Raw genomic sequence first — 21,432 nt, forward strand, 5'->3', positions numbered from 1 at the left:
ATAGCCAGATCAATTATGAGGATGGTCACAGTTACGACACAGTAATGTAGAAGTTGGCCACATCATAGTCCTTCCCCTTTTGAGAAAACATCGACATCATTGAGAATCTCACGAAACTGTTCTAGGGCTGCCTCCAGATCCTCTACAATCTCCTGTGCAATCACATCCGGCGCTGGCAGATTGTCTGAATCCGACAAAGATTCATCCTTCAGCCAGAAAATATCCAGGTTGATCTTGTCGCGCTTGATCAGCTCCTCATAATCAAAGGCACGCCAGCGACCGTTTACTCCCTCTCCTTCTGGGTTGGGGTGAGGGGCATTACCTCTCTTCTTCCCTTTCACCGTCATTCCGGCCTCCGAGCCGGAATCCATTTCTGGACACCACGTGGGTGTACGGTTAAACCTGTTCTCAGGTTTGAAGCATTTCACAAACTCATCCAGATCTGCCCGCTTCAAAGGATTCGTTTTCAGCGTGAAATGCATGTTAGTGCGCAAGTCGTAAATCCACAGTTTTTTAGTCCAAGGCGTCTCAGAAGCAGGCTTCTTGTCGAAAAACAGTACATTTGCTTTCACTCCCTGCGCGTAAAACAAACCGGTCGGCAAGCGCAGCAAGGTATGCACATCGCACTCATGCAGCAGTTTGCGGCGGATGGTCTCACCCGCCCCGCCTTCGAACAGCACATTATCCGGCACCACCACAGCAGCGCGACCGTTCTGCTTGAGCAGGGTTTTGACGTGCTGAACGAAGTTGAGCTGCTTGTTCGAGGTGGTCGTCCAGAAATCGCCGCGCTCGACGATGTCGCGCTCACGGCTCGCCTTGCCATCCTCGCCCACGATGGTAGTACTGCTCTTCTTGCCGAACGGCGGATTGGTGACCACCAGGTCGAAGCGGTCGCCGGGGTCGGCGGCTAGCGAGTCAGACACTACAATGGGTTCGAACTCCTGGCTGCCGATACCATGTAGCAGCATGTTCATGGCGCATAGCCGCGCCGTGGCCTGTACCAGCTCCCAGCCCTTGAAGGTTTCTTCCTTGAGCTGCTTGCGCTGATCCTTTGTCATGTGCGGATTGTGCTTCACCACGTAATCGTGCGCCGCTAGCAGAAAGCCGCCGGTACCGCAGGCCGGGTCACTCACGGTCTCGCCGAGCTTCGGGACCATAACGTCGACAATGGCCTGTATCAGTGGACGTGGGGTGAAATACTGACCGGCACCGGACTTGGTGTCCTGCGCGTTCTTTTCCAGCAGGCCCTCGTAGGCATCGCCCTTCACGTCGGCACTCATCGACACCCAACTTTCCTTGTCGATCAGATCCACGATCAACCGGCGTAGCTTGGCTGGGTCTTGGAATTTATTTTGTGATTTATTAAAAATCAGCCCGAGCAAGCCTTTCTGATTGCCCAGCGCTTCAAGAGTGTGGCGGTAGTGGTCGAACAGCTCGTCACCGTCTTTTTTAATCAGACTCAGCCAGTCATAACCTTCAGGTACGGGACTCTTTTGGTGGTATGGTGCTTTGGTGCGCTCATCGGCCATCTTGAGAAATAGCAGATAGGTAAGCTGTTCGACATAATCACCATACGACATGCCGTCGTCGCGCAGCACGTTGCAGTAATTCCAGAGTTTTTGGACGATGGAAGATGTATTCATTCTTGATGCTTAATCCTGTTAATGCGAAGGGTTCAATATCTGTAAACTCGAACAAATGACAAGTGACTTTGAGCCTCTAGTCATTGCAACATACAAATTCCGCATATCAAGATTAGTCGCATTCAAAATGACAGCAGCTTCCGCCTCCAACCCTTTCAAGAGAAGAGTGCTTCCGACTGCACGCCTAGGGAGCGGGCGACCCTGCATTCGATTTTGTTCACGAGCCTGAGTCGCAGCTTCGTAAAAGGATAGGCTGGGCGTATTAATACAGGCATATAATGCTTTGATACATGCTCTTAGCACCGCTGGTCTAAAAACACGCACTCCCCCTTCTTTATTTATCGCCACAAGTAGGTCAAGAACACCGCGATATGTGGGCTTTCGTACAAAATCAAGCGCCGCCCTTTCTACCTCAGAAGGCTCCTTGCGGGCAGCGCCTCTACTCAAAATATCTACTCGCCGCACCAAATCAGTTGCTCCAACGTTAGTCATTATACTTTGAGCAAAGTTTGCAATCTGAACAAGAGAGCCATCACGCTCTAGATTTAGATTGCGGGCAAATGTAACGAGGTCTCGCAAATCAACCGCTTCCACTGTCACAGCACCTGGCACTGAGCTAGCAATACGATGCCTGCTATCGGCGTTAACACTGTCCCCAATAATCAGAACATGCCCATTATCGCCTGGGGGCTTTATCCTGGCAGCTTTCAGCATCCTCGCATGGTTATCTACTCCATCAAGTGGAATCCATTGCACTTGCGCCGGCGCAGTACTGAGGTCTATTTGTTCACCAGCTAATAGCTTTCGCCGAACATCAAGAAGCCATTCCCCCAGGCCCACAGCTCCCGCATTTATCCATCTCCAAGGCCTATTGAGCTCACCTGCAAGCGGAAAATGTTCACAGACATGCTTTTCCCAATTAGCCAAGGCATCGGAACCAAACCCAAAAATCGCCTGGAGTGGATCACCAAGCGCACATGTAGGTAGTGCCTGCGCTGCGTAAAAGACAATTGCATGTTGCCGGACAGAGCAGTCCTGATACTCATCAACAACCAGGTGCGCATAACTGGCAGTGAGAATGTCATTAATATGCCCTCCCTTTAGTAGCGTGATTGCCGCATTCCTAATTTGCGGGTAGTCTTGTCCTGGATTTACTAGATGCAGTATTTCCTTCTCCAGTTTTGCTCTAGCCGGAAACATAGAAACCAGCCTAATTGCCCATCCGTCGATAGTTGCTAATCGATATGTGCTTGAAGGAACACCCTCCCTGTTCAGACGATCTCGTAGCGCAACTACACCCGCATTGGTGTGTGTAAGAACAAGAATTGGTTTGCGATTACCATGGCGCTTTAGTGCTTCGCTAATGAGGTGCGTTTTCCCACAACCGGCAGGAGCGGAGATTGTTCCTCGATTTATTTTCAATAAGTCGATCTCACTCACCAGCGTTGTCCACCCAGTTAAATATTCGATTAATTACCTCTCGAAATCCTTCCTCAGATTTTTCAAGATCAGGACCAACAATGTCACGACCCACGATCTCCATCGTACTCACGGTCTTAAACCATGAGGATTTTTTGGATTTCGCCGCCTTGGCAAGAATAGATCTATTCTCCTGAGTTAACTCACATTTGCATACCAATAAGTCTTTTTTTCCGTCTGTCGCTGATTTAATATGGTCATTAATAACATTCTCTCCCTTAAGTTCAACCGCCAGTTCAATAAGTTTCAGGACTGCACCATCAGAGAGGCTTATGAATATCTCATCTTCAAGCGCCCGACCTTTACGCCAAGCAATTACCTCTCCCCCGTCATTCGAGAATTCCTGTTCAAGCTCCGGAGCTAGATGTGCATCATCATCACGAAGCACAGCGGTTCGATATCCAAGTGACTGAAGAGACTTGGCGCGTTTAAATAAGAGGGTGCCGGTTCCATCGACTAATCCCACGCCTTGCGCTGCAATCGATGGTCCTCCATTCACAATTCTGTGTTGGTCTAGCCCACGGATGAGTCCAACCTCGCTGGCACCCTCACAAACAAAAACGGATCGCGCAAGAAAAGCGTTTGGATATAAACGGATAGTGCCTTGAATATCGTCGTCAATGCCTACACAGCGTAATACGTGACGATCCTCTAGTCTCCGCATGGCATATAGCTGGGTACCCCTCAATTCGCGTAGTGCCACCGGTGAATGAGTCGTCACAAATAACTGAAGAAGCGGCTCCTTTTCCTTGGCGCCCAATGAGTCCAGCAATCGAATAATGCGATGTGGCTCAAGACCATATTCCAACTCATCTACCAGAATAACTGTCGACTGCACTGCAGCCTTACGTTGAAGCCCAGCAATCAACAAACGCGTAGAACCGATTCCAAGAGAACGTAAAGGTATTCCGCTTTGATCATGGAGTGAAATTGTTCCCCCACCAACAGATACAGAATGAATATCAAGCAAAGCTTTAACGTTGCCTCCGACCGGAATTCCAAGTTCTTTTGCTACTAACGTGACAGTGCTGAGCGTTCCTGCAAGTTGCTCTCCCGCTTCGTTCCCAAACGTAGCTCTTGCATCACGGACAATTTTTGCCAGTGCCGCTGACGCAGCAGCGCGTTCCTCTGATACGCGGTTCAAGACCGACCCCTGGCGCCAACTTAAGTTGTAATCCGCTATCGCTCCAATACGCGTCGGAGCAATTCGAACCCTGTCGTTCCAGCCAAGATTTCGTGTTTGATTTAGAGCCGCTGCCCGTTCTGAAACCAAAATCCATGATGGGTCAAGATCGCCACCAACCGTAAGTTGTATCGTCAGCACCGTCTCTAAGCCTGCTTCTGGCTCATCTTCAATCTCTCCAGTTGTCTTATTGAAACTTCTGAGGTACAGGCCGTATGTTTCAATACTTTTGAGGCTATCTTCGAGCTCCCCAATAGTCACTGCTATGAGTATTGGCTCTTCAACATTAAGTCTATAAAAATCTGTATCTGTGAATTGCGGGTTACGGCGCGCTCCGACGCAAAGGTCTATCGCATCTAATAGAGTGGACTTGCCACTATCACCTGGCCCTATCAAACAATTCACACCATCTGACGGCATCCAATCTAGACACCTGATCCCACGAAAGTTTCTTATTTCAATCTTGCGAATACGCGCCATATTTAAAACCGTTTCTTATATATTTGCTTTGCATACAAAAGAAGAGTGCAAAATGCTTTGTCGAAGAATATCGGCATGCTGGAGGTTGGCATCCATCTGGGCCTCAATTTTGCTCATGAGCGAGAAGCGGCGATCGATCTCAGCAACAATTCGGTATTGTTCAGTGAGTGGCGGTAGCAAAATAGGGTATGCTTCGATGGCGGCTTGGTCGATCTTTGGCATCGTGCCAGATATTCCTTGGGCACGGCCCTTGAAGTAGCGACGTCCGAAATCGCTTTGCAAAGCAAGTTCGACATATCTTGGGACAACAAGCTGACAAACTCGGATTCTTATCAGCAAATCTGGAATGAAAGCGAATTTCTCCGGGCCGCTATAAAGAGAGGCTGTACCTACCAACTCTGGCGTGTTCGATCTCTCAACATAGATGTCACCAGGCATTGCCCATAAATCAGCGACCTTCGCAGGATTAGCTACGGTTCGCTTGGTATTTGCTTCCGAGAAATCGCCTTCGGTGACAGCACTTAAAGTAAAAGCACGGAGTCCATTTGGATCGGTGGTTGCTTTTGCTGAATGTCCATTACGCAAGGGCTCACGCAATAAATCACTTACCGATGCCCACACCCACCCCTCCGGCAGTTTAGGCAGGTCGGTGGTGTCTGGTGCAACGAGTTCTTTGTATTTGCCCTTGCCCTTCCACTGGCTGCAGCGGGTTTCGAGGATGCGTTGCAGGAGTTGCTCGCCGGTCTCAAAACTGCGGCCTTCGCGGCGGGCACGTTCGGCTTCGGTTTCGACGAGACGACCTTTGACGGCGGCTTTGAGGACGGCGGCTTTGTAGCGCTTGAGGTTGGCCTTGACGTGCTTGAGGATGGCGACAGCTTCGTCAAGGCGAGAGAATTGTTTTTCGATTTCCGCGACAATGCGTTTTTGTTGATTGAGGGGCGCGAGTGGAATCTTCAGTGAATTAATCTTTTTCTGATTCAACGAAGATTGATTCACAGCGTGCTGCGCTATCTTCATAAATGTTCCGTTGCGACGATAAAAATTCAACAGATAGTGCAGATAGTAAGGATCAAGAAGTTCTCTCTTGGTACGCAGAAGTAGAAGATTCATGCCGTGGAGCAACCGCTTGTGGCTGGTTACGACAGCAGTCTTTCCCAAATGTAGATCACTGTTGATATGGCTGAAAAGAATGTCACCGCGCCGAAGCAGGAACCTTTCCTTCTTCGATTCTTCTAACTCACGGACGTAGCGTACTCGCTCAAAATCTACGAATCCGTTTGAGATCGTCTCAATACGAGTGATAGGAATTCCAGGGGGTTCCTTCTCTTGCACGCATGTTAGTCCATTGGTAATTCGCTCAAGCACGTCGCCAAGCTCAGTAACGGTCCAGCTGGCTGGCAGTGAAGCTTGTGTAATTTCTGTTTTCATCATGAAGCCATCTATGCTGCTAACGTCTCGTTCAGTTCTTCAATGATTGCATTCAGCTGATCGCCGAACAGCTGATACACTTTGCCGAGCCCGCCATGTTGCGTAAATGGTGGCAACTCGAAATCATCTGGCTCGATGCTGAGGTTAGCAGCGATGTGGTCACGGATCATTTCGAGCCAGTGGGATTGTTCGCGGGTGAAAGGCTCTGGATTCCGGCCTTCGCCGTAATGACGGCCCTGAGTGGCTACCCAGGCATTAAAGTTGGCGTTGACACGTTCGGGGAACGGGATGAGTTCGTTGTCCTGGTGCATGGCAAAGCGCACCAGTGAAACCAGATCAGTGAGGATGCGGCGGCCAGAGGCGCCTTTGACTTTGGATTTTTCCAACGTAGCGTAGGCGTTCCACAGTTGCGATTCGTTCCACAGATACGGCGGCTTTTCAATAGCATCAGCGAGTTCTTTCACGGCCTCGAAGGTGAGGCGCTGTTTGTAAGGTTTGCTGTAGAGCACCTGCAAGGCGGTGATTTCGTCCTTGTGCGCTTGAATGAATTGCTCGAAGGATTGGACCACACCCTTGGCGCGGTCGAGGGCTTCGGGCAAGAAGCCAACGTCGAGGACTTCATCGGCACTGATGATGTCGATGACGACTTCGTTTTTCTTTTTGATCTCAGTGAGTAGCGCGCGTAGTTCTGGATTGTAGAGTGGCTTTATTGCATCCTGGATGATACGCATACGGGCTTCGTTTATCTTGGCTTCTGGATTCCGGCTTTCGCCGGAATGACGGCTTGTCTCACCCTTATCTTCTACAGTAAAAAGAGAAGGAACTATGTCAGGATTGAGCGATTGAATAATGTTGTGGGCAAGATCTTTGAGGCTGTAACCACCATTGAGCTGCCGAATTTTTTGATCATCTTCGGGTTTGAGACGATGTTCCATACGTGCCAGGCGGACAGCGAGCGAGGTCAGCACATCGTCTTCAGTGTTGCCGAAGGCGACGGCCTGTATGAGTTTTTCGAAGCTGACGGTGGGCTTCTGTTCCATCGGGCGCGAGTCGGTCTTGTCCTGCTCGCAGACGCCGACAGCGTCGACGATGACGAAGTGGTCCTTGGCCTGGGCGTCGGGAGTAACGCTTTGCAGGTCGTCAGGCTTGATGACGCGCACGCCACGACCTTTCATCTGCTCGAAGAAAGCGCGGGATTTGACCGCGCGCATGAACATGATGACTTCCACTGCCTTGATATCGGTGCCGGTAGCGATCATATCCACTGTGACAGCGATGCGTGGCATGGGGCTGGTGCGAAATTCATTGATGAGGTCTTTCGGTTTCGTGCCCCCTGCCCCATAGCTGCGGTAAGTGATCTTCTGGGCAAAATCGTTACCCTTGCCGAATTCCTCACGCACGATCTCGACGATATTTTCCGCGTGCGCATTATCCTTGGCAAAGATAAGCGTCTTGGGAACCCAGCTGCGGCCAGGGAAAATTTCGGTGAACAGTTTATCACGATAAGTCTGGATAATGGTGCGGATCTGGTCCGGGGCGACCACATTGCGGTCTAGCTGGTTTGGGTCGTAGCTGAAATTGTCGTCGAGCTGTTCCCAGCGCTTTTTGCGTGTGTCGCGTTCCATGATCTGCACTGCGTAGCCGGATTCCACCTTCGAACCTTTTTCAGTGATCTGGGTGCGGATGCGGTAGACGTCATAGTTGACGTTGACGCCGTCGGCCACAGCCATTTCATGATTGTATTCCATCACCAGGTTCTGGTGGAAGAAACCGAAGGTTTGTTTGCTGGGCGTGGCAGTGAGGCCGATGAGGTAAGCGTCGAAGTACTCCAGCACCTGCGCCCATAGGTTGTAGATGGAACGATGGCATTCGTCAGTCACGATAATATCGAAGGTTTCAATCGGGATAGCCGGATTATACTCAATCGGTTCCGGTCGTTTGAACAGGCCACCGAGCTTGTCCACTGATTCTTCCTCGAGGTCTTCCGCCAGTTCCTTGCCTTTGAGCATGGCATACATACGCTGGATGGTGCAGATGCATACGCGCGCGGTGGTGTCGATTATATTTGAATGTAAGCGTTGAACGATGTATTCCTCGGTGAACTTGAAGTTGTTGTAGGGCGAAGCGTATTGCTGGAATTCCTTGAGCGTTTGGTCGCCAAGGTTGCCGCGGTCGACCAGGAACAGTACCCGCCGGGCGCCAGCGAATTTGATCAGACGGTAGATGAACGAGATAGCAGTAAAGGTTTTGCCAGAACCAGTAGCCATCTGAATGAGTGCGCGTGGACGATTTTCCTTAAGTGATTGTTCCAGATTCTGGATGGCTTTGATCTGGGCAGGCCACAGCCCTTCTTCCCTGAGCAGTGGCATCTGTTGCAGGCAAGCAAGAAAAGTGCTGCCCGTTTGATAATACTGCGGCAGGCTCTGCTGTACAGTGTGTGCTGGTGGATTAGGTGGATTGTTCAGCCATTCCGCTAGCAGTCCAGGTGTATGGAATGCAAATACTGACCTCGAACGTGGAGCGGGATCAAGGCCATTGGTAAAGCGGTTTTCATTTCCCGTCGATTGATACGAGAACGGCAGTGGATTGCTCCAGCGTGGCAGACCATCCGGCAAACCTTGCGTGTATTTGTCCGATTGCGTTTCAACGCCGGTGAGAGTTACGCCTGCTTTCTTGGCTTCGATTACCCCTACTGCTTTACCATCGATATACAGCAGATAATCTGCAAAACCATATCCAGTTTTCAGTGGAAATTCGCGAATGGCTAAGCCGCGTACGGCATGGATATTAACTTTTTCTGCATCGCACACCAACCAGCCTGCTGCCGTCAGCAGACGATCGATATTCTCCCTTGCGTGTTGTTCCAGTGACAATTTTTATTATTATATGGTAAGTATATCATCAAGTCATGAGCGGCAAGACAATAGCATAAAAAGCTGTCACTCAGCTAGTCTTTCTACAATTTACTCGCGCACTGTTTCCCAGAACTTCTGCAGGCGTTTGACGGATACCGGGTAAGGCGTTTTCAATTCCTGAGCAAACAGGGAAATGCGCAGCTCTTCGATCTGCCAGCGGAATTCGGTCAGATTGGGGTCGCTGATACCTGCCTTGCGATGTTTTTCCAGGCGCTGCAGGTATTGATTCCATAATGCCGCGATACTGACGGCATGCTGGCCGTCGCGTGAGGGGTTGCTGGCGTATTTATCGAGGCGCAAGACCATGCCTTTCAGATAACGTGTCAGATGCGGCAGTCGCTCCCAGTTGGTTGCATGTAGAAAGCCGGGATAAATCAGGTGATTGAGTTGATCGGTCAGTTCAGTCTTGAGGCGAGGATTGCTGATCGTGCTGGCAGCCAAACGTTGTTTCAGCGTCTGGTATTCCTGTGCGATATCCTGGATGAGTCGGGCGACAGCATCAGTTACGGGACTGAGGCGTAACCGCGCACGCTGTTTCTGGGCGTTAAATTCGCTTTCGCTACGTGGCAGTTGGTCATCACCGATGAAGGCGCGGTCGCTGATGGCAGCGAGCATGTCGCGTTTGAGCGTTTCCGGATCGATCAGGGTGCTCAACTGCATAATCGCCTGTTTATGCCCCGGCAGGTTTTTCTCAAGCTGCTTCATCCTGTCTTTAAGTTCGAAGCTCAATAATCGCCGCACTCCTGCCCGCATGTTGCTTGCGGCAGCGTCACGAGTATCGAACAGGCGTATGGCGACATGATCGGTCTGATCGACCAGGGCGGGATAGCCGGTAATTTGTTTGCCTGCGCGCGTGAAGGTGATCTCTTCGGGCAGATCACCAAAATCCCAGCGCGTGAGCTGATCGCGCTCGATACTGATTTGCTCGGCTGTGTCTGACTGGGCAAAGGTCAACTGTGCGGCTTGCCCCAATTGCGCCTGCAATTCTGTGAGATTGCGGCTCATGGCGAGCTCCTTTCCGGCATCATCGATGACTTTGTAATTCATCTGCAAATGCAGCGGTAAAGGTTTGTCGTCCCAACTGTCGAGCGGCACTTTAATACCTGTTTGGCTTTGGATAAAGCGGGCCAGCGCTTCTGACAGCAGCATGGGTTCTGCTGGTTCCTGCTGCTCCAGAAAACGGGTGACATAGTCGGGCACGGGTACCAGATTGCGCCTGATCTGCTTGGGCAGCGATTTGAAATACCAGGTTATTTTTTCCCGTACCAGTCCCGGTACGAGCCAGTCAAACTGCGCTATAGTTAACTTGTTGAGAAAAGGCAGCGGTATGGTGATGGTCACGCCATCCAGTACGTGTCCTGGTTCAAATCGATAGTTTAAGGGGAATGCGTGGCCATCAATATTAAGCGTTTCAGGGAATTGCACTTCGGTAATGCTGCCTGCTGCATGGCGCATGAGGTAATCACGCGTTAGATAAAGCAGCTGCGGATTGGTTTGTTCCGCCTGCTTGCGCCATTTTTCAAAAGCTGCCCCGCCATAGATGTCTGCCGGAATAATGGCATCGTAAAACGCAAAAATTTCCTGCTCATCAACCAGCACATCCTGCCGGCGTGCCTTGTGCTCGAGTTCTTCGATGGTTTCAATCAGCTTGCGGTTGTGCTCGAAGAATGGCGCTTTGGTTGCGTATTCCCCTGCGACCAAGGCATTGCGGATAAAGATCTCGCGTGCTTCCTTGGGATTGATCCGACCATACGCCACGCGCCGTTTCGGCACAATCGTCAAGCCATAGAGTGTGACACGCTCATAAGCGGCGACTTGGGCAGGCTGCTTTTCCCAATGAGGATCAAAATAATGTTTTTTACAGAGCCTGCCAGCGATGTTTTCCAGCCAGGAGGGATCGATGGCGGCCACGCAGCGGGCATATAATTTGGCGGTTTCAGTCAGCTCCGCCGCAACGATCCATTTGGGTTTGGCTTTTTTCAGTGATGAGCCCGGAAAAATCGAGAATTTGATACCGCGCGCGCCGAGGTATTCGCCTTCGCTTTCAGATTTGAAGCCAATATTACCGAGCAGTCCTGCCAGCAAGGCGCGGTGGATTTCATCATAATTTGCCGGTACCTGATTCGGTTTGAATCCCAGTTCCATCACCAGAGTATGCAATTGCCCGTGAATTTCACGCCATTCACGCATGCGCCGATGCGAAATGAAATGCTCCTGGCACTGGGCGATCAGTTTTTTGTTGGATTTTTTATGCTTGAGCTGCTCATCAAAAAATTCCCATAGCTTCAAGAAACTCAGAAAATCCGAGCGCTCATCACGAAAAGGTTCATGCGCGCGGTCGGCTGCTTCCTGCTTTTCGAACGGCCGGTCGCGCGGGTCTTGCAGGCTGAGGGCGGATGCGATGATCAGTATCTCGCTCAGACAGTTCTCCTGTTTTGCCGCCAAAATCATGCGCGCAATTTTCGGGTCGATTGGAAATTTGGCCAGGCGCCAGCCGATCGCGGTCAGTGCATTGTTGTCATCGACTGCGCCCAGTTCAGTCAGCAGTTGATAACCATCCGCGATCATGCGTGGTAGCGGTGGCTGAATAAATGGAAAGTTTTCCACATCGCCGATCTTGAGCGATTTCATGCGCAAAATCACAGCCGCGAGCGATGAACGCAGAATTTCCGGGTCGGTAAACTCGGGACGCGCGCGATAATCTTCTTCCCCATACAGACGCACGCAGATGCCACTCATCACCCGCCCGCAGCGCCCGGCTCGCTGATTAGCGGAAGCCTGGGAAATCTTTTCGATCAACAGCTGCTCGACTTTATTGCGGTAACTGTAACGGTTAACGCGCGCCAGACCCGTATCGATCACATAACGGATGCCTGGCACCGTTAGGGAGGTCTCCGCTACATTGGTAGCCAGTACGATGCGCCGCATGTTACCGGGCTTGAACACGCGTTCCTGCTCAGCAAATGATAAGCGTGCAAACAATGGCAGGATTTCCACCCCTGCCCCGCCGCCCGGACGGCTAAAAGCATGTTTGCGCAAGGATTCAGCGGTTTCTCTGATTTCCCGTTCACCCGGCAGAAAGATCAGGGTATCGCCCGGCCCTACCCGCATCAGCTCATCGACTGCATCGATAATCGCCTGTTGCAAGTCCACCTCTTCCTCATCTTCAGAAGCCAACGGACGATAGCGTACTTCCACCGGATACAGCCGGCCGGATACTTCGATCACCGGCGCATTATGAAAATGCCGGGAAAAACGTTCTGCGTCGATAGTGGCAGAAGTCACAATCAGCTTCAGATCAGGCCGTTTTACCAGTATCTGCTTGAGATAGCCCAGCAGGAAATCGATATTGAGGCTGCGCTCATGCGCTTCATCGATGATAATAGTGTCATAAGCGCGTAACAGCGGATCACCTTGCGTTTCTGCCAACAGAATACCGTCTGTCATCAGTTTGATATAAGTATCCTTGCTGACACTGTCGGAAAAGCGCACTTTATAACCTACCGCATGACCAAGCGGGCTATTCAGCTCGGAAGCAATTCGCATCGCTACCGTGCGGGCGGCAATGCGGCGCGGCTGGGTATGCCCGATCAGCCCGGCTACCCCACGCCCAAGCTCGAGGCAGATTTTGGGTAATTGGGTGGTCTTGCCTGAACCGGTCTCACCACACACAATGACCACCTGATTCGCCTCAATGGCGTGTGCGATTTCTTCGCGCTTGCCAACGACAGGCAACTCTTCTGGATAGGTGGGTTTGGGCAGATTGGCTAGACGCCGATCCAGCTCAGTGACAGCAAGTGGTAATTTCATGAAAAACTTAATGACAGAAACTTTATGACACAACTAAAGACACAACGAAGGCAAGCATTAACAATCAGCTTGCCGAATTAAAGAATTAGACAGTTAACAGCCATTACGATTCTCTGCTTACGATGACCGTTAAAGACACAACGAAGGCAAGCATTAACAATCAGCTTGCCGAATTAAAGAATTAGACAGTTAACAGCCATTACGATTCTCTGCTTACGATGACCGTTTCTTTTTGATTACTCAATGTGCCCTGTTCAATAATTGCTACGGTCAATCTGGAAATCGCTACACGCTTGCCAGTGGCTTCTTCGGTGATATCCGTCTGCCAGACCTGAGTGCGACGACCGATATGCAGCGGGGTACATACCCCGATGACATTGCCCTTCGTGACCGCTCGGATATGATTGGCATTGATATCAAGCCCAACTGCGCGATATTTCTCCGGATCGATCGTCATCCAGGCTGAGACACTGCCTAATGTTTCTGACAAGACGCAGCTTGCACCACCATGCAAAATCCCAAACGGTTGGGTTGTCCTTTTATCCACCGGCATCCTAGCTGTTAGAAAATCAGGGCCAATTTCGGCAAAACGGATGCCGATATGCGCACCCATATTAGCGTTGCGCAGCCCTTCCAGATAATCGAGTGTGTAATCCTTGAACCAAATCATGCTCACTGGTTTTCCTTTATTGATTGATCGTTTAAAAATTTAAAAGCGTTCTATACCGCAACTCTGCTAAACCGAATATTATAAAGGCAATGATCAAATCGACAGGTCACTTTGTTATAGCCCTGCTTTTCAGGTTGGCATGAGAATCTCTGAGCAGCCTGTTACAACTAAGACAAATCATTCAGGAGCGAGCGATATGATGGAAGGTACGATTTTCATCGGAACATCCGGCTGGTCATACTCTCACTGGCGAGACCTATTCTACCCGCCGGGTTTTTCCCAGAAAGAATGGCTGTACTATTATGCAAAATACTTTAAAACTGTCGAGATCAATAATTCGTTCTATCAATTGCCTGATAAAAAAACATTGCTGCGATGGTATGACATAGTCCCTAAAGACTTTATCTTTACCGTCAAAGCCAACCGTTACATCACTCACATACAAAGACTAAACGATCTGGAGCAAAGTACGTATACTTTCCTGGAACGAATACGCATCCTGGAAGATAAACTAGGGCCCATTTTGTTCCAGCTCCCGCCTCGCTGGCATTTCAATCCCGAGCGCTTGTCTGCTTTTCTGGAGACGCTCAGCAATGATTTCAGATATGTCTTTGAATTTCGCGACCCTAGCTGGCATAACGCACAAACTTATCAACTGCTCTCAATGCACAAGACAGCTTTCTGCATCTTTGATCTGGATGGTTTTCTTTCACCCAGGGAAGTGACCACTGATTTTATTTATGTGCGACTGCATGGCCCAAACGGTCCTTATGAGGGCAGTTATAGCAAATGTTCTTTATCTGACTGGGCAGCTACTTTTGCTAACTGGTCAGCGCGCGGTCATACCGTCTATTGCTATTTTGATAATACCAAAAGCGGTTATGCCGCTGTACAAAATGCGCTAACCTTACAAACTATGCTGCATAGAACCGAATAATTGCAACCAGGGTGAATTCCATTGCCAAAGCAAACCTGACGCGAAGGCGAGCCGCAGACATTAATAGCTGATAAACAATGAATTACTTATCCCGTCGTATCGCTCACCTTGATATGGATGCATTTTTTGCGTCTGTTGAGCTGCTGCGTTATCCGCAATTACGCGGGTTGCCTGTGGTCATTGGCGGGAAATCAGAGCATAAGCCGGTGCGACTGGAAGATGGAAGCCTGCGTTTCTCACGGTTACGTGATTATGCAGGTCGGGGTGTGATCACGACAGCCACTTATGAAGCGCGTGCAGTTGGCGTATTCTCTGCAATGGGCCTAATGAAAGCGGCACAACTTGCTCCCGATGCCATTTTGCTGCCAGTTGACTTTGATGCGTATCGCCATTATTCGCAGCTGTTTAAAACTGCCGTGGCAAGCATTACGCCGCAAATCGAAGATTCCGGCATCGACGAAATTTATATTGACCTTAGCAGTCTGCCAGAGGATAGCTTGACGCTGGCGAAACGTATCAAACAAGCAGTATGCGATGCCACCGGTCTCACCTGCTCAATTGGGATTACGCCGAATAAAATGCTCTCGAAAATGTGCTCCGATTTTGAAAAACCAGATGGCATCACTATTCTGGATCTGTCTGATATTCCGGAACGTATTTGGCCACTACCAGTACGTAGGATCAATGGCATTGGCCCCAAAGCAGAAAAGAAACTGGCATTGCTCGGCATTTCGATCATCGCCGAGCTGGCCCAGGTCGAATTAAGTTTGCTTCAGGCACACTTTGGTCGCGGCTACGCAACTTGGCTCTTTGAGGTCGCGCATGGTATTGATCATCGTCCAGTCATGACTCGTTCGGAACCTAAATCGATCAGCCGGGAAACTACTTTTGAGCATAACCTTCATCCACGCCATGATCGCACTGCTTTATCGGAAGCACTTACCGCCCTGTGTACACGTGTTGCACAAGATCTGAAAAGTAAAGGCTACCTTGGTCGAACCATTAGTATTAAATTGCGCTTCGAAGACTTCCATACTGTCACGCGAGATATCACCTTGTCTACGTTCATTGCCGATCCTATTGCTATCCGCCAGGCTGCGCGGGAATGTCTACGGCGTGTACCCCTGGAAAAAAAGCTGCGATTGCTTGGCGTACGGGTCAGTATGCTGTCTTCTACCCACTCGCTGCAGGTAGCGAATGTGTTAACTCAGGGCGAATTGCTCCTTGAATTCCAGGAATAGCCATCATGAGGTCACCCATTCAAATTTTCTGTTAATTCTGTTAATTAAGCGAATTGATTCCTATTCCTTGTTTATGCCTTTATCATTATCTCAGGGAATAATTGTCGTGTTTCCATTTACTACCGATGGGTACGTTAAATTTGTTATTTCCTTGTTAAATATGACCTATAAAGTTCGAAAGAGTATAATAACCGCTCCAAAAGTTATAAATAAGCAGGTTTGTCAATATTTTATGTCTAAAAAACTTTTTCAGAGAACACCGGTACTTGATGGTAACGACCTTAATGCTAAACGTGAAGAGATACGATCTTATTTTCATACTACGCTGGATTATTACGAGCAGCTTTTTGAAACGTTACGTAACGATGAAGCTTATTACGTTAAGCCGATCACGCTGAGGCATCCTCTGATTTTTTATTTGGGACATACTGCTACTTTCTTCACTAATAAACTGATTCTGGCCGGCTTGATTACTGAGCGAATTAATCCCAAAGTGGAATCAATGTTTGCAGTCGGCGTCGATGAGATGAGCTGGGATGATTTGGATACGACTCATTATGATTGGCCATCCGTAGAAGAAGTGATGACATACCGCCGTACCATGCGCAGTATCGTCGATAAGCTCATCAGCGATACGCCCTTGACTCTGCCGATTACCTGGGAAAGCCCCTGGTGGACCATTATAATGGGTATCGAGCACGAGCGTATCCATCTGGAAACCTCTTCGGTATTGATTCGCCAACATGCACTGCAATACGTTCAACCCCATCCTGCCTGGCAGCCCTGTCGCAAAAGCGGAACTGCCCCGGAAAATCAATTGGTGGCTGTGCCGGCTGGCAAGGTGCAGATCGGTAAAAGCAACACCGATCCTGTTTTTGGATGGGACAATGAATATGGCCACCATTCAGCGAAAATCCAGACATTCCAGGCAGGCCGTTATCTGGTGAGCAACCAGGAGTTTCTTGCTTTTGTTGAAGCCAATGGTTATGGCGTAGAGGATCACTGGGAAGAGGAAGGCCGTGGCTGGTTAAAACATACGCGTGCGCAATACCCTACCTTCTGGCTAAAACAAGGCAATGAATGGTATTTTCGCTTGATGACTGAGGAAGTGCCGATGCCCTGGGATTGGCCAGTAGAAGTCAATTTTCATGAAGCCAAGGCGTTTTGTAACTGGAAAGCGAAAACCAGCGGCCTACCGATACGTTTACCAACCGAAGATGAGTGGTACCGATTGTATGATGTAGCCAATTTATCTGAGGTACCTCACAATGCTCCAGCCGCTGGCAATATTCATCTCGATTATTATGCTTCGAGTTGCCCCATTAATGAGTTTCCTCAGGGTGAATTCTTCGATATCGTAGGGAACGTTTGGCAATGGACAGAAACACCCACCTACCCATTTGAGGGGTTCGAAGTTCATCCACACTATGATGATTTCACAACGCCTACTTTTGATGATCGGCATAATCTCATCAAAGGCGGCTCCTGGATTGCCTGTGGTAATGAAGCACTGAAGGCATCGCGCTATGCCTTTCGCCGGCATTTCTTTCAACATGCCGGATTTCGCTATATCGTTACTGATACGCCTGCCTTCCAGCCCAGCTCTCATTATGAGACAGACAAATTGCTGTCCGAGTATGCCGAATTTCATTATGGCGATACGTATTTCGATGTGCCCAATTTCCCGGCTGCTTTGGCTAAGCTAGCTATTTCTGCCATGGGCAATCGACCCGCACATAAGGCGCTTGATTTGGGATGCGCCTCAGGGCGAGCCACCTTTGAATTGGCCAAACATTTCGATCATGTAACAGGTGTCGATTTCTCTGCACGTTTTATCAATCAAGGCGTGCAGCTCGTTCAACAAGGGGTGCTGCGTTATACTCTAACCGATGAAGGCGAGCTGGTTTTTTACAAAGAGCGTTCGCTCGCAAACCTGGGGCTGGATGATGTTAAGCATAAGGTTGAGTTCTTTCAAGGGGATGCTTGCAATCTCAAACCCATTTTGACTGGTTATGATCTTATCCTTGCAGCTAATCTGATCGATCGTTTATATGATCCGGCCAAATTTCTGGCAAACGTACACAGCCGGGTCAATCCTGGCGGATTGTTACTGCTTGCCTCCCCTTATACCTGGTTAGAAGAGCATACTAAGCGGGAAGCATGGATCGGTGGATTTAAGCGGGATGGGGAAAGCTTCACTACATTGGATGGTTTGAAAGAAATACTGGGCAGTCATTTCAGACTGATTCAAGGTCCACAGGAAGTTCCCTTCGTCATCCGTGAAACTAAACGTAAATTTCAGCATACATTATCAGAGGTAACGATCTGGGAGAAAATCGCGTGAGTGATTTATTCGACCGCGATATCAAACGGATCGGAACGAATAGCACCAAGTTTGATGGGCGTCTGAGTACCTTCGGCAATGCCAATGTGATGCCGTTGTGGGTGGCCGATATGGATTTCGCTGCCCCTGCCGAAATCACGCATGCTCTGATTGGACGGGCTACCCATCCTATCTACGGTTATACGCTTATCCCGGAGAGCCTCTACCAGTCGCTCATCGACTGGTTATGGCTGCGCTATCAGTGGAAGGTAGAACGTGAGTGGATTATTCTCAGCCCTGGCGTAGTGCCCTCGATAACGACGACGACTATGGCACTCACTCAAACAGGTGAGCAAGTCATCATACAGCCACCGGTGTATTTTCCCTTTTTTTCGGCAGTCACCAAGACAGACAGACAATTGATACTCAATCCTTTGCATCTGGCAAAGGGTCGATACACGATCGATTTCGACCAACTGGAGCAGATCGGTACTAATGCGCGCATGCTGCTATTCTGCTCTCCCCACAATCCTGTGGGAAGAGTGTGGAGCAAATCTGAGTTAACGCAGCTTATTGAAATGGCTGGCAGACATAACTGGGTGATTATTTCGGATGAAATTCATGCTGATCTGGTTTATCCAGAAAACCCGCATCGCCCCCTCGCAAGTCTGACTGAAAATCCAGAAAATATCATTACGGCTATAGCACCAAGCAAGACTTTCAATATTCCAGGACTTCATCTGTCTGCCTTGATCGTACCGAATAAAATACATCGTACTGCTATCACGCATTTTTTTGACATGATGCATATCAGTGCAGCTAATCCCTTCAGCATGGTGGCATTTGAAACGGCTTATCGGAGCGGAGCAACCTGGCTGAACGAATTGATGCTGTATCTAAAAAATACACGCGATCAGGTTGATGGCTACCTGGCCGAACATCTGCCAGACATTCAATTAATTAAACCTGAAGGAACCTATTTACTTTGGCTGGATTGCCGCGCCCTGAATATGAACGATAAGCAGCTTAAGCATTTTTTTGTGCATGAAGCTGAAGTCGGATTAAGTCCTGGCGCTTTATTTGGGAAAAACGGCAGCGGTTTCATGCGCATGAATATTGGCACGCCCCGCCACAATATTATGACAGCACTTGAAAATATTAGAAAAGCTTACAAGCGGGTAAAGGTAAGATCAGGAAGAATATTATAAAACGACTATCGTTGTAATTTACCGAGAAACATGGCGATATTGGAGTTGTTCCATGGCAGGATATCTTCGTCTCTCAAAAGATCAGGAAATTTCCTGGCTGGCATGTCACAGGCTTCCTCATCGCCAATCAGCATCACCTTCATTTTGGCTTCAAAAGCACAGCGCAGTTCCCATAATTGTCCATCAGCCCGAATGGTATTGGGGGTGATGAGACCAATTGCCCCATTACACCCTCTAACCTTTTCCCGGCATTCTTCTTTCCATGCGCTCTCCCATGATCTCTTTTCGGGCATGAAGACACATGTGATTTCAGGACTCTCTTTGTTTATCTGCTCTATAAGCTTATCTCTAAGCTCAGCATCCTTGAGTGCAAAGCTGACGAAAAGCTGATTCGTTGGTTCCATTTTGCTCCTCCCTGATTTGTTTTCAGCAAGGGATACCCATCTATCCCTTGTAGATTCTTTCCTAACTGGACGGAATATAGCATTCAGCCAATTAAGCGTCAACGCGCAGGCGTTGCAGTAATCCTATACCCAGGCTCGCCATTACCACAGAAACAATAGGATTAAGCACATTCAAGAAAGCATAAGGAGCATACTCTAATACTGAAATACCGAGTGTTGCTGCATAAAAAGCGCCTGCCGTAGTCCATGGAATCAACGCTGTTGTCATCGTCGCTCCTTCTTCTACCGAGCGAGAAAGCATCGCACTATCCAGTTGGGCTTTATGATAAGCGTCCTTAAATAATTGACAATTCAGAATGATCGAAATATACGCTTCCCCCATTCCTATATTGCTGATAAATCCAGACACTATCGTCGTGACGATGAGCGTGCGCACACGCTTAATACGTAAAATTACATGTTCAAGAATAACGGAAAGAAATTTTGCGTGGTGCAAGATACTGCCTAACGCCAACGCCATAATCGATAACAACAAGGTCCAGGCCATGCTATAAATTCCCCCACGACCAAGCAAGGAATCGATATGGTCTATGCCTGTGCTACCAGGCTGATTGAGCCAGAGTGCGTTTAATACCTCGATGAAGTTTCTTTCTTGATAAAAAATGGCAATCACCATGGCCAATACGATACTGCATGACATGCTTATTGCCGCAGAATAATTTTTGATACTCATGCCCAACATGCACAACAATGGTAACGACGTGACCCATAGATTTAATTGGAATGTGCTTGTTAGCACAGTTTGAATCGCTGTTATCTCCTCTGCAGGCAGTGCATAGTCTTCATATTGAAGCCCTACAAAGATAAATAGGATAAGCGTCAGTATAAAGGCTGGGATGGTAGTATATAGCATGGCATAAATGTGGCGATAGAGGTTGGTGCCAGCGCTGATGGCGGCGAGATTCGTTGTATCTGACATAGGTGATAATTTGTCACCAAAGGTTGCGCCTGACACAATCATGCCCGCTACGATAACCAGCGGAATACCGATCGCCTCTGCAATACTGATGAGTACCACCCCTATCGTTCCTACCGTTCCCCAGGAAGTGCCCGTTGCCAGTGACATGAGACTACATAAAATTAATCCGATTGCAAGAAATACTGTAGGGTTGAGTAATTCCAGTCCGTAATACAGAAGACTGGCAATTGTGCCACTGTGCATAAAACTTGCGATGATCATTCCAACCAGGATAAAAATGTAAATAGCAGGCAGCGCGTGACTGATACCCGTATTCATCATATGCTGAATATCAGTGAAAGTATGGCCCAGCATAGCTGAATGGATACCTACCCATAGCAAGCATATGAAAATGATGGTATGAATATGGATCTCCAGCACAAAGAGTCCCAGCGAGATCATTAAAAACACACCAAGCAAACAAATAATGGCTTGGAGAATAGAGGGTTCTTTGCGATCTTCTTGTTTAAGAGAATTAGTCTGTGTCATTTTTGTTCAGTTATTGATCAATCTAATCAGTTCTTGTGTGCTGCAGCTTGTATCTTAAGCATGATTCGCATCACCACTGATTTTAAAACAGAGAAGTTGAAGGCGAAATTTGCCAATGATTTGCCAATGAACAGTAGTCATGAAGCTCATCCAGGCACAAGCTATCAAACACCCATGTAAAAGCTTTTAAATACTCATGACATC

General features: G+C 48.8%; 13 protein-coding genes. 4 read left to right on the forward strand and 9 right to left on the reverse strand.

Features of this window, described 5'->3' with window-relative positions; genetic code table 11:
* Positions 1-62: 62 nt before the first annotated feature.
* From AAW31_RS11405 to AAW31_RS11435, 7 genes are all read right to left on the reverse strand, one after another.
* Positions 63-1,643, reverse strand: a complete 1,581-nt coding sequence (locus AAW31_RS11405) for a type I restriction-modification system subunit M (protein WP_046850316.1) — start codon at positions 1,641-1,643, stop codon at positions 63-65.
* A gap of 18 nt (positions 1,644-1,661) precedes the next feature.
* Positions 1,662-3,083, reverse strand: a complete 1,422-nt coding sequence (locus tag AAW31_RS11410; RefSeq protein ID WP_200899618.1) for a UvrD-helicase domain-containing protein — start codon at positions 3,081-3,083, stop codon at positions 1,662-1,664.
* Positions 3,076-4,785 carry an ATP-dependent nuclease gene (locus tag AAW31_RS11415; protein ID WP_046850318.1) on the reverse strand — a complete coding sequence of 570 codons (1,710 nt, stop codon included), beginning with the start codon at positions 4,783-4,785 and terminating at the stop codon, positions 3,076-3,078. The genes AAW31_RS11410 and AAW31_RS11415 overlap by 8 nt, the downstream gene beginning before the upstream one ends.
* Positions 4,786-4,800: 15 nt before the next feature.
* Positions 4,801-6,216, reverse strand: a complete 1,416-nt coding sequence (locus AAW31_RS11420; protein WP_046850319.1) for a restriction endonuclease subunit S — start codon at positions 6,214-6,216, stop codon at positions 4,801-4,803.
* Positions 6,217-6,224: 8 nt separating this feature from the next.
* A complete protein-coding gene (locus AAW31_RS11425; RefSeq protein ID WP_046850320.1) occupies positions 6,225-9,086 on the reverse strand; it encodes a type I restriction endonuclease subunit R in 2,862 nt (953 codons plus the stop codon).
* A 90-nt stretch (positions 9,087-9,176) separates the two neighbouring features.
* Positions 9,177-12,938, reverse strand: coding sequence for an ATP-dependent RNA helicase HrpA (gene hrpA / locus AAW31_RS11430; RefSeq protein ID WP_046850321.1), 3,762 nt, complete (start codon positions 12,936-12,938; stop codon positions 9,177-9,179).
* Positions 12,939-13,137: 199 nt separating this feature from the next.
* Positions 13,138-13,608, reverse strand: a complete 471-nt coding sequence (locus tag AAW31_RS11435; protein WP_046850322.1) for a hotdog fold thioesterase — start codon at positions 13,606-13,608, stop codon at positions 13,138-13,140.
* 196 nt (positions 13,609-13,804) lie between these two features.
* Between AAW31_RS11435 and AAW31_RS11440 the strand changes: the two genes are divergently transcribed.
* The 4 genes from AAW31_RS11440 to AAW31_RS11455 all read left to right on the forward strand — a co-directional run bounded on the left by AAW31_RS11440 (position 13,805) and on the right by AAW31_RS11455 (position 19,317).
* A complete protein-coding gene (locus AAW31_RS11440; RefSeq protein ID WP_046850323.1) occupies positions 13,805-14,545 on the forward strand; it encodes a DUF72 domain-containing protein in 741 nt (246 codons plus the stop codon).
* 77 nt (positions 14,546-14,622) lie between these two features.
* The gene (gene dinB / locus AAW31_RS11445) at positions 14,623-15,786 is read left to right on the forward strand and encodes a DNA polymerase IV (protein WP_046850324.1); all 1,164 of its coding nucleotides are present in this window, start codon (positions 14,623-14,625) and stop codon (positions 15,784-15,786) included.
* Between the two features lie 232 nt (positions 15,787-16,018).
* Positions 16,019-18,130, forward strand: a complete 2,112-nt coding sequence (gene ovoA / locus AAW31_RS11450) for a 5-histidylcysteine sulfoxide synthase (protein ID WP_046850325.1) — start codon at positions 16,019-16,021, stop codon at positions 18,128-18,130.
* Entirely contained in the window at positions 18,127-19,317 is a 1,191-nt protein-coding gene (locus AAW31_RS11455; RefSeq protein WP_046850326.1) for a PatB family C-S lyase, read from the forward strand. The genes ovoA and AAW31_RS11455 overlap by 4 nt, the downstream gene beginning before the upstream one ends.
* A 5-nt stretch (positions 19,318-19,322) precedes the next feature.
* Here AAW31_RS11455 and AAW31_RS11460 read toward each other — a convergent pair whose 3' ends face one another.
* Together AAW31_RS11460 and nhaC are read right to left on the reverse strand one after the other, a co-directional pair.
* Positions 19,323-19,721 carry a TIR domain-containing protein gene (locus tag AAW31_RS11460; RefSeq protein ID WP_046850327.1) on the reverse strand — a complete coding sequence of 133 codons (399 nt, stop codon included), beginning with the start codon at positions 19,719-19,721 and terminating at the stop codon, positions 19,323-19,325.
* Positions 19,722-19,812: 91 nt separating this feature from the next.
* Positions 19,813-21,228, reverse strand: a complete 1,416-nt coding sequence (gene nhaC / locus AAW31_RS11465; RefSeq protein ID WP_046850328.1) for a Na+/H+ antiporter NhaC — start codon at positions 21,226-21,228, stop codon at positions 19,813-19,815.
* Positions 21,229-21,432 lie beyond the last annotated feature (204 nt).

Source organism: Nitrosomonas communis (assembly GCF_001007935.1).
GTDB classification, from domain to species: Bacteria; Pseudomonadota; Gammaproteobacteria; order Burkholderiales; family Nitrosomonadaceae; genus Nitrosomonas; species Nitrosomonas communis.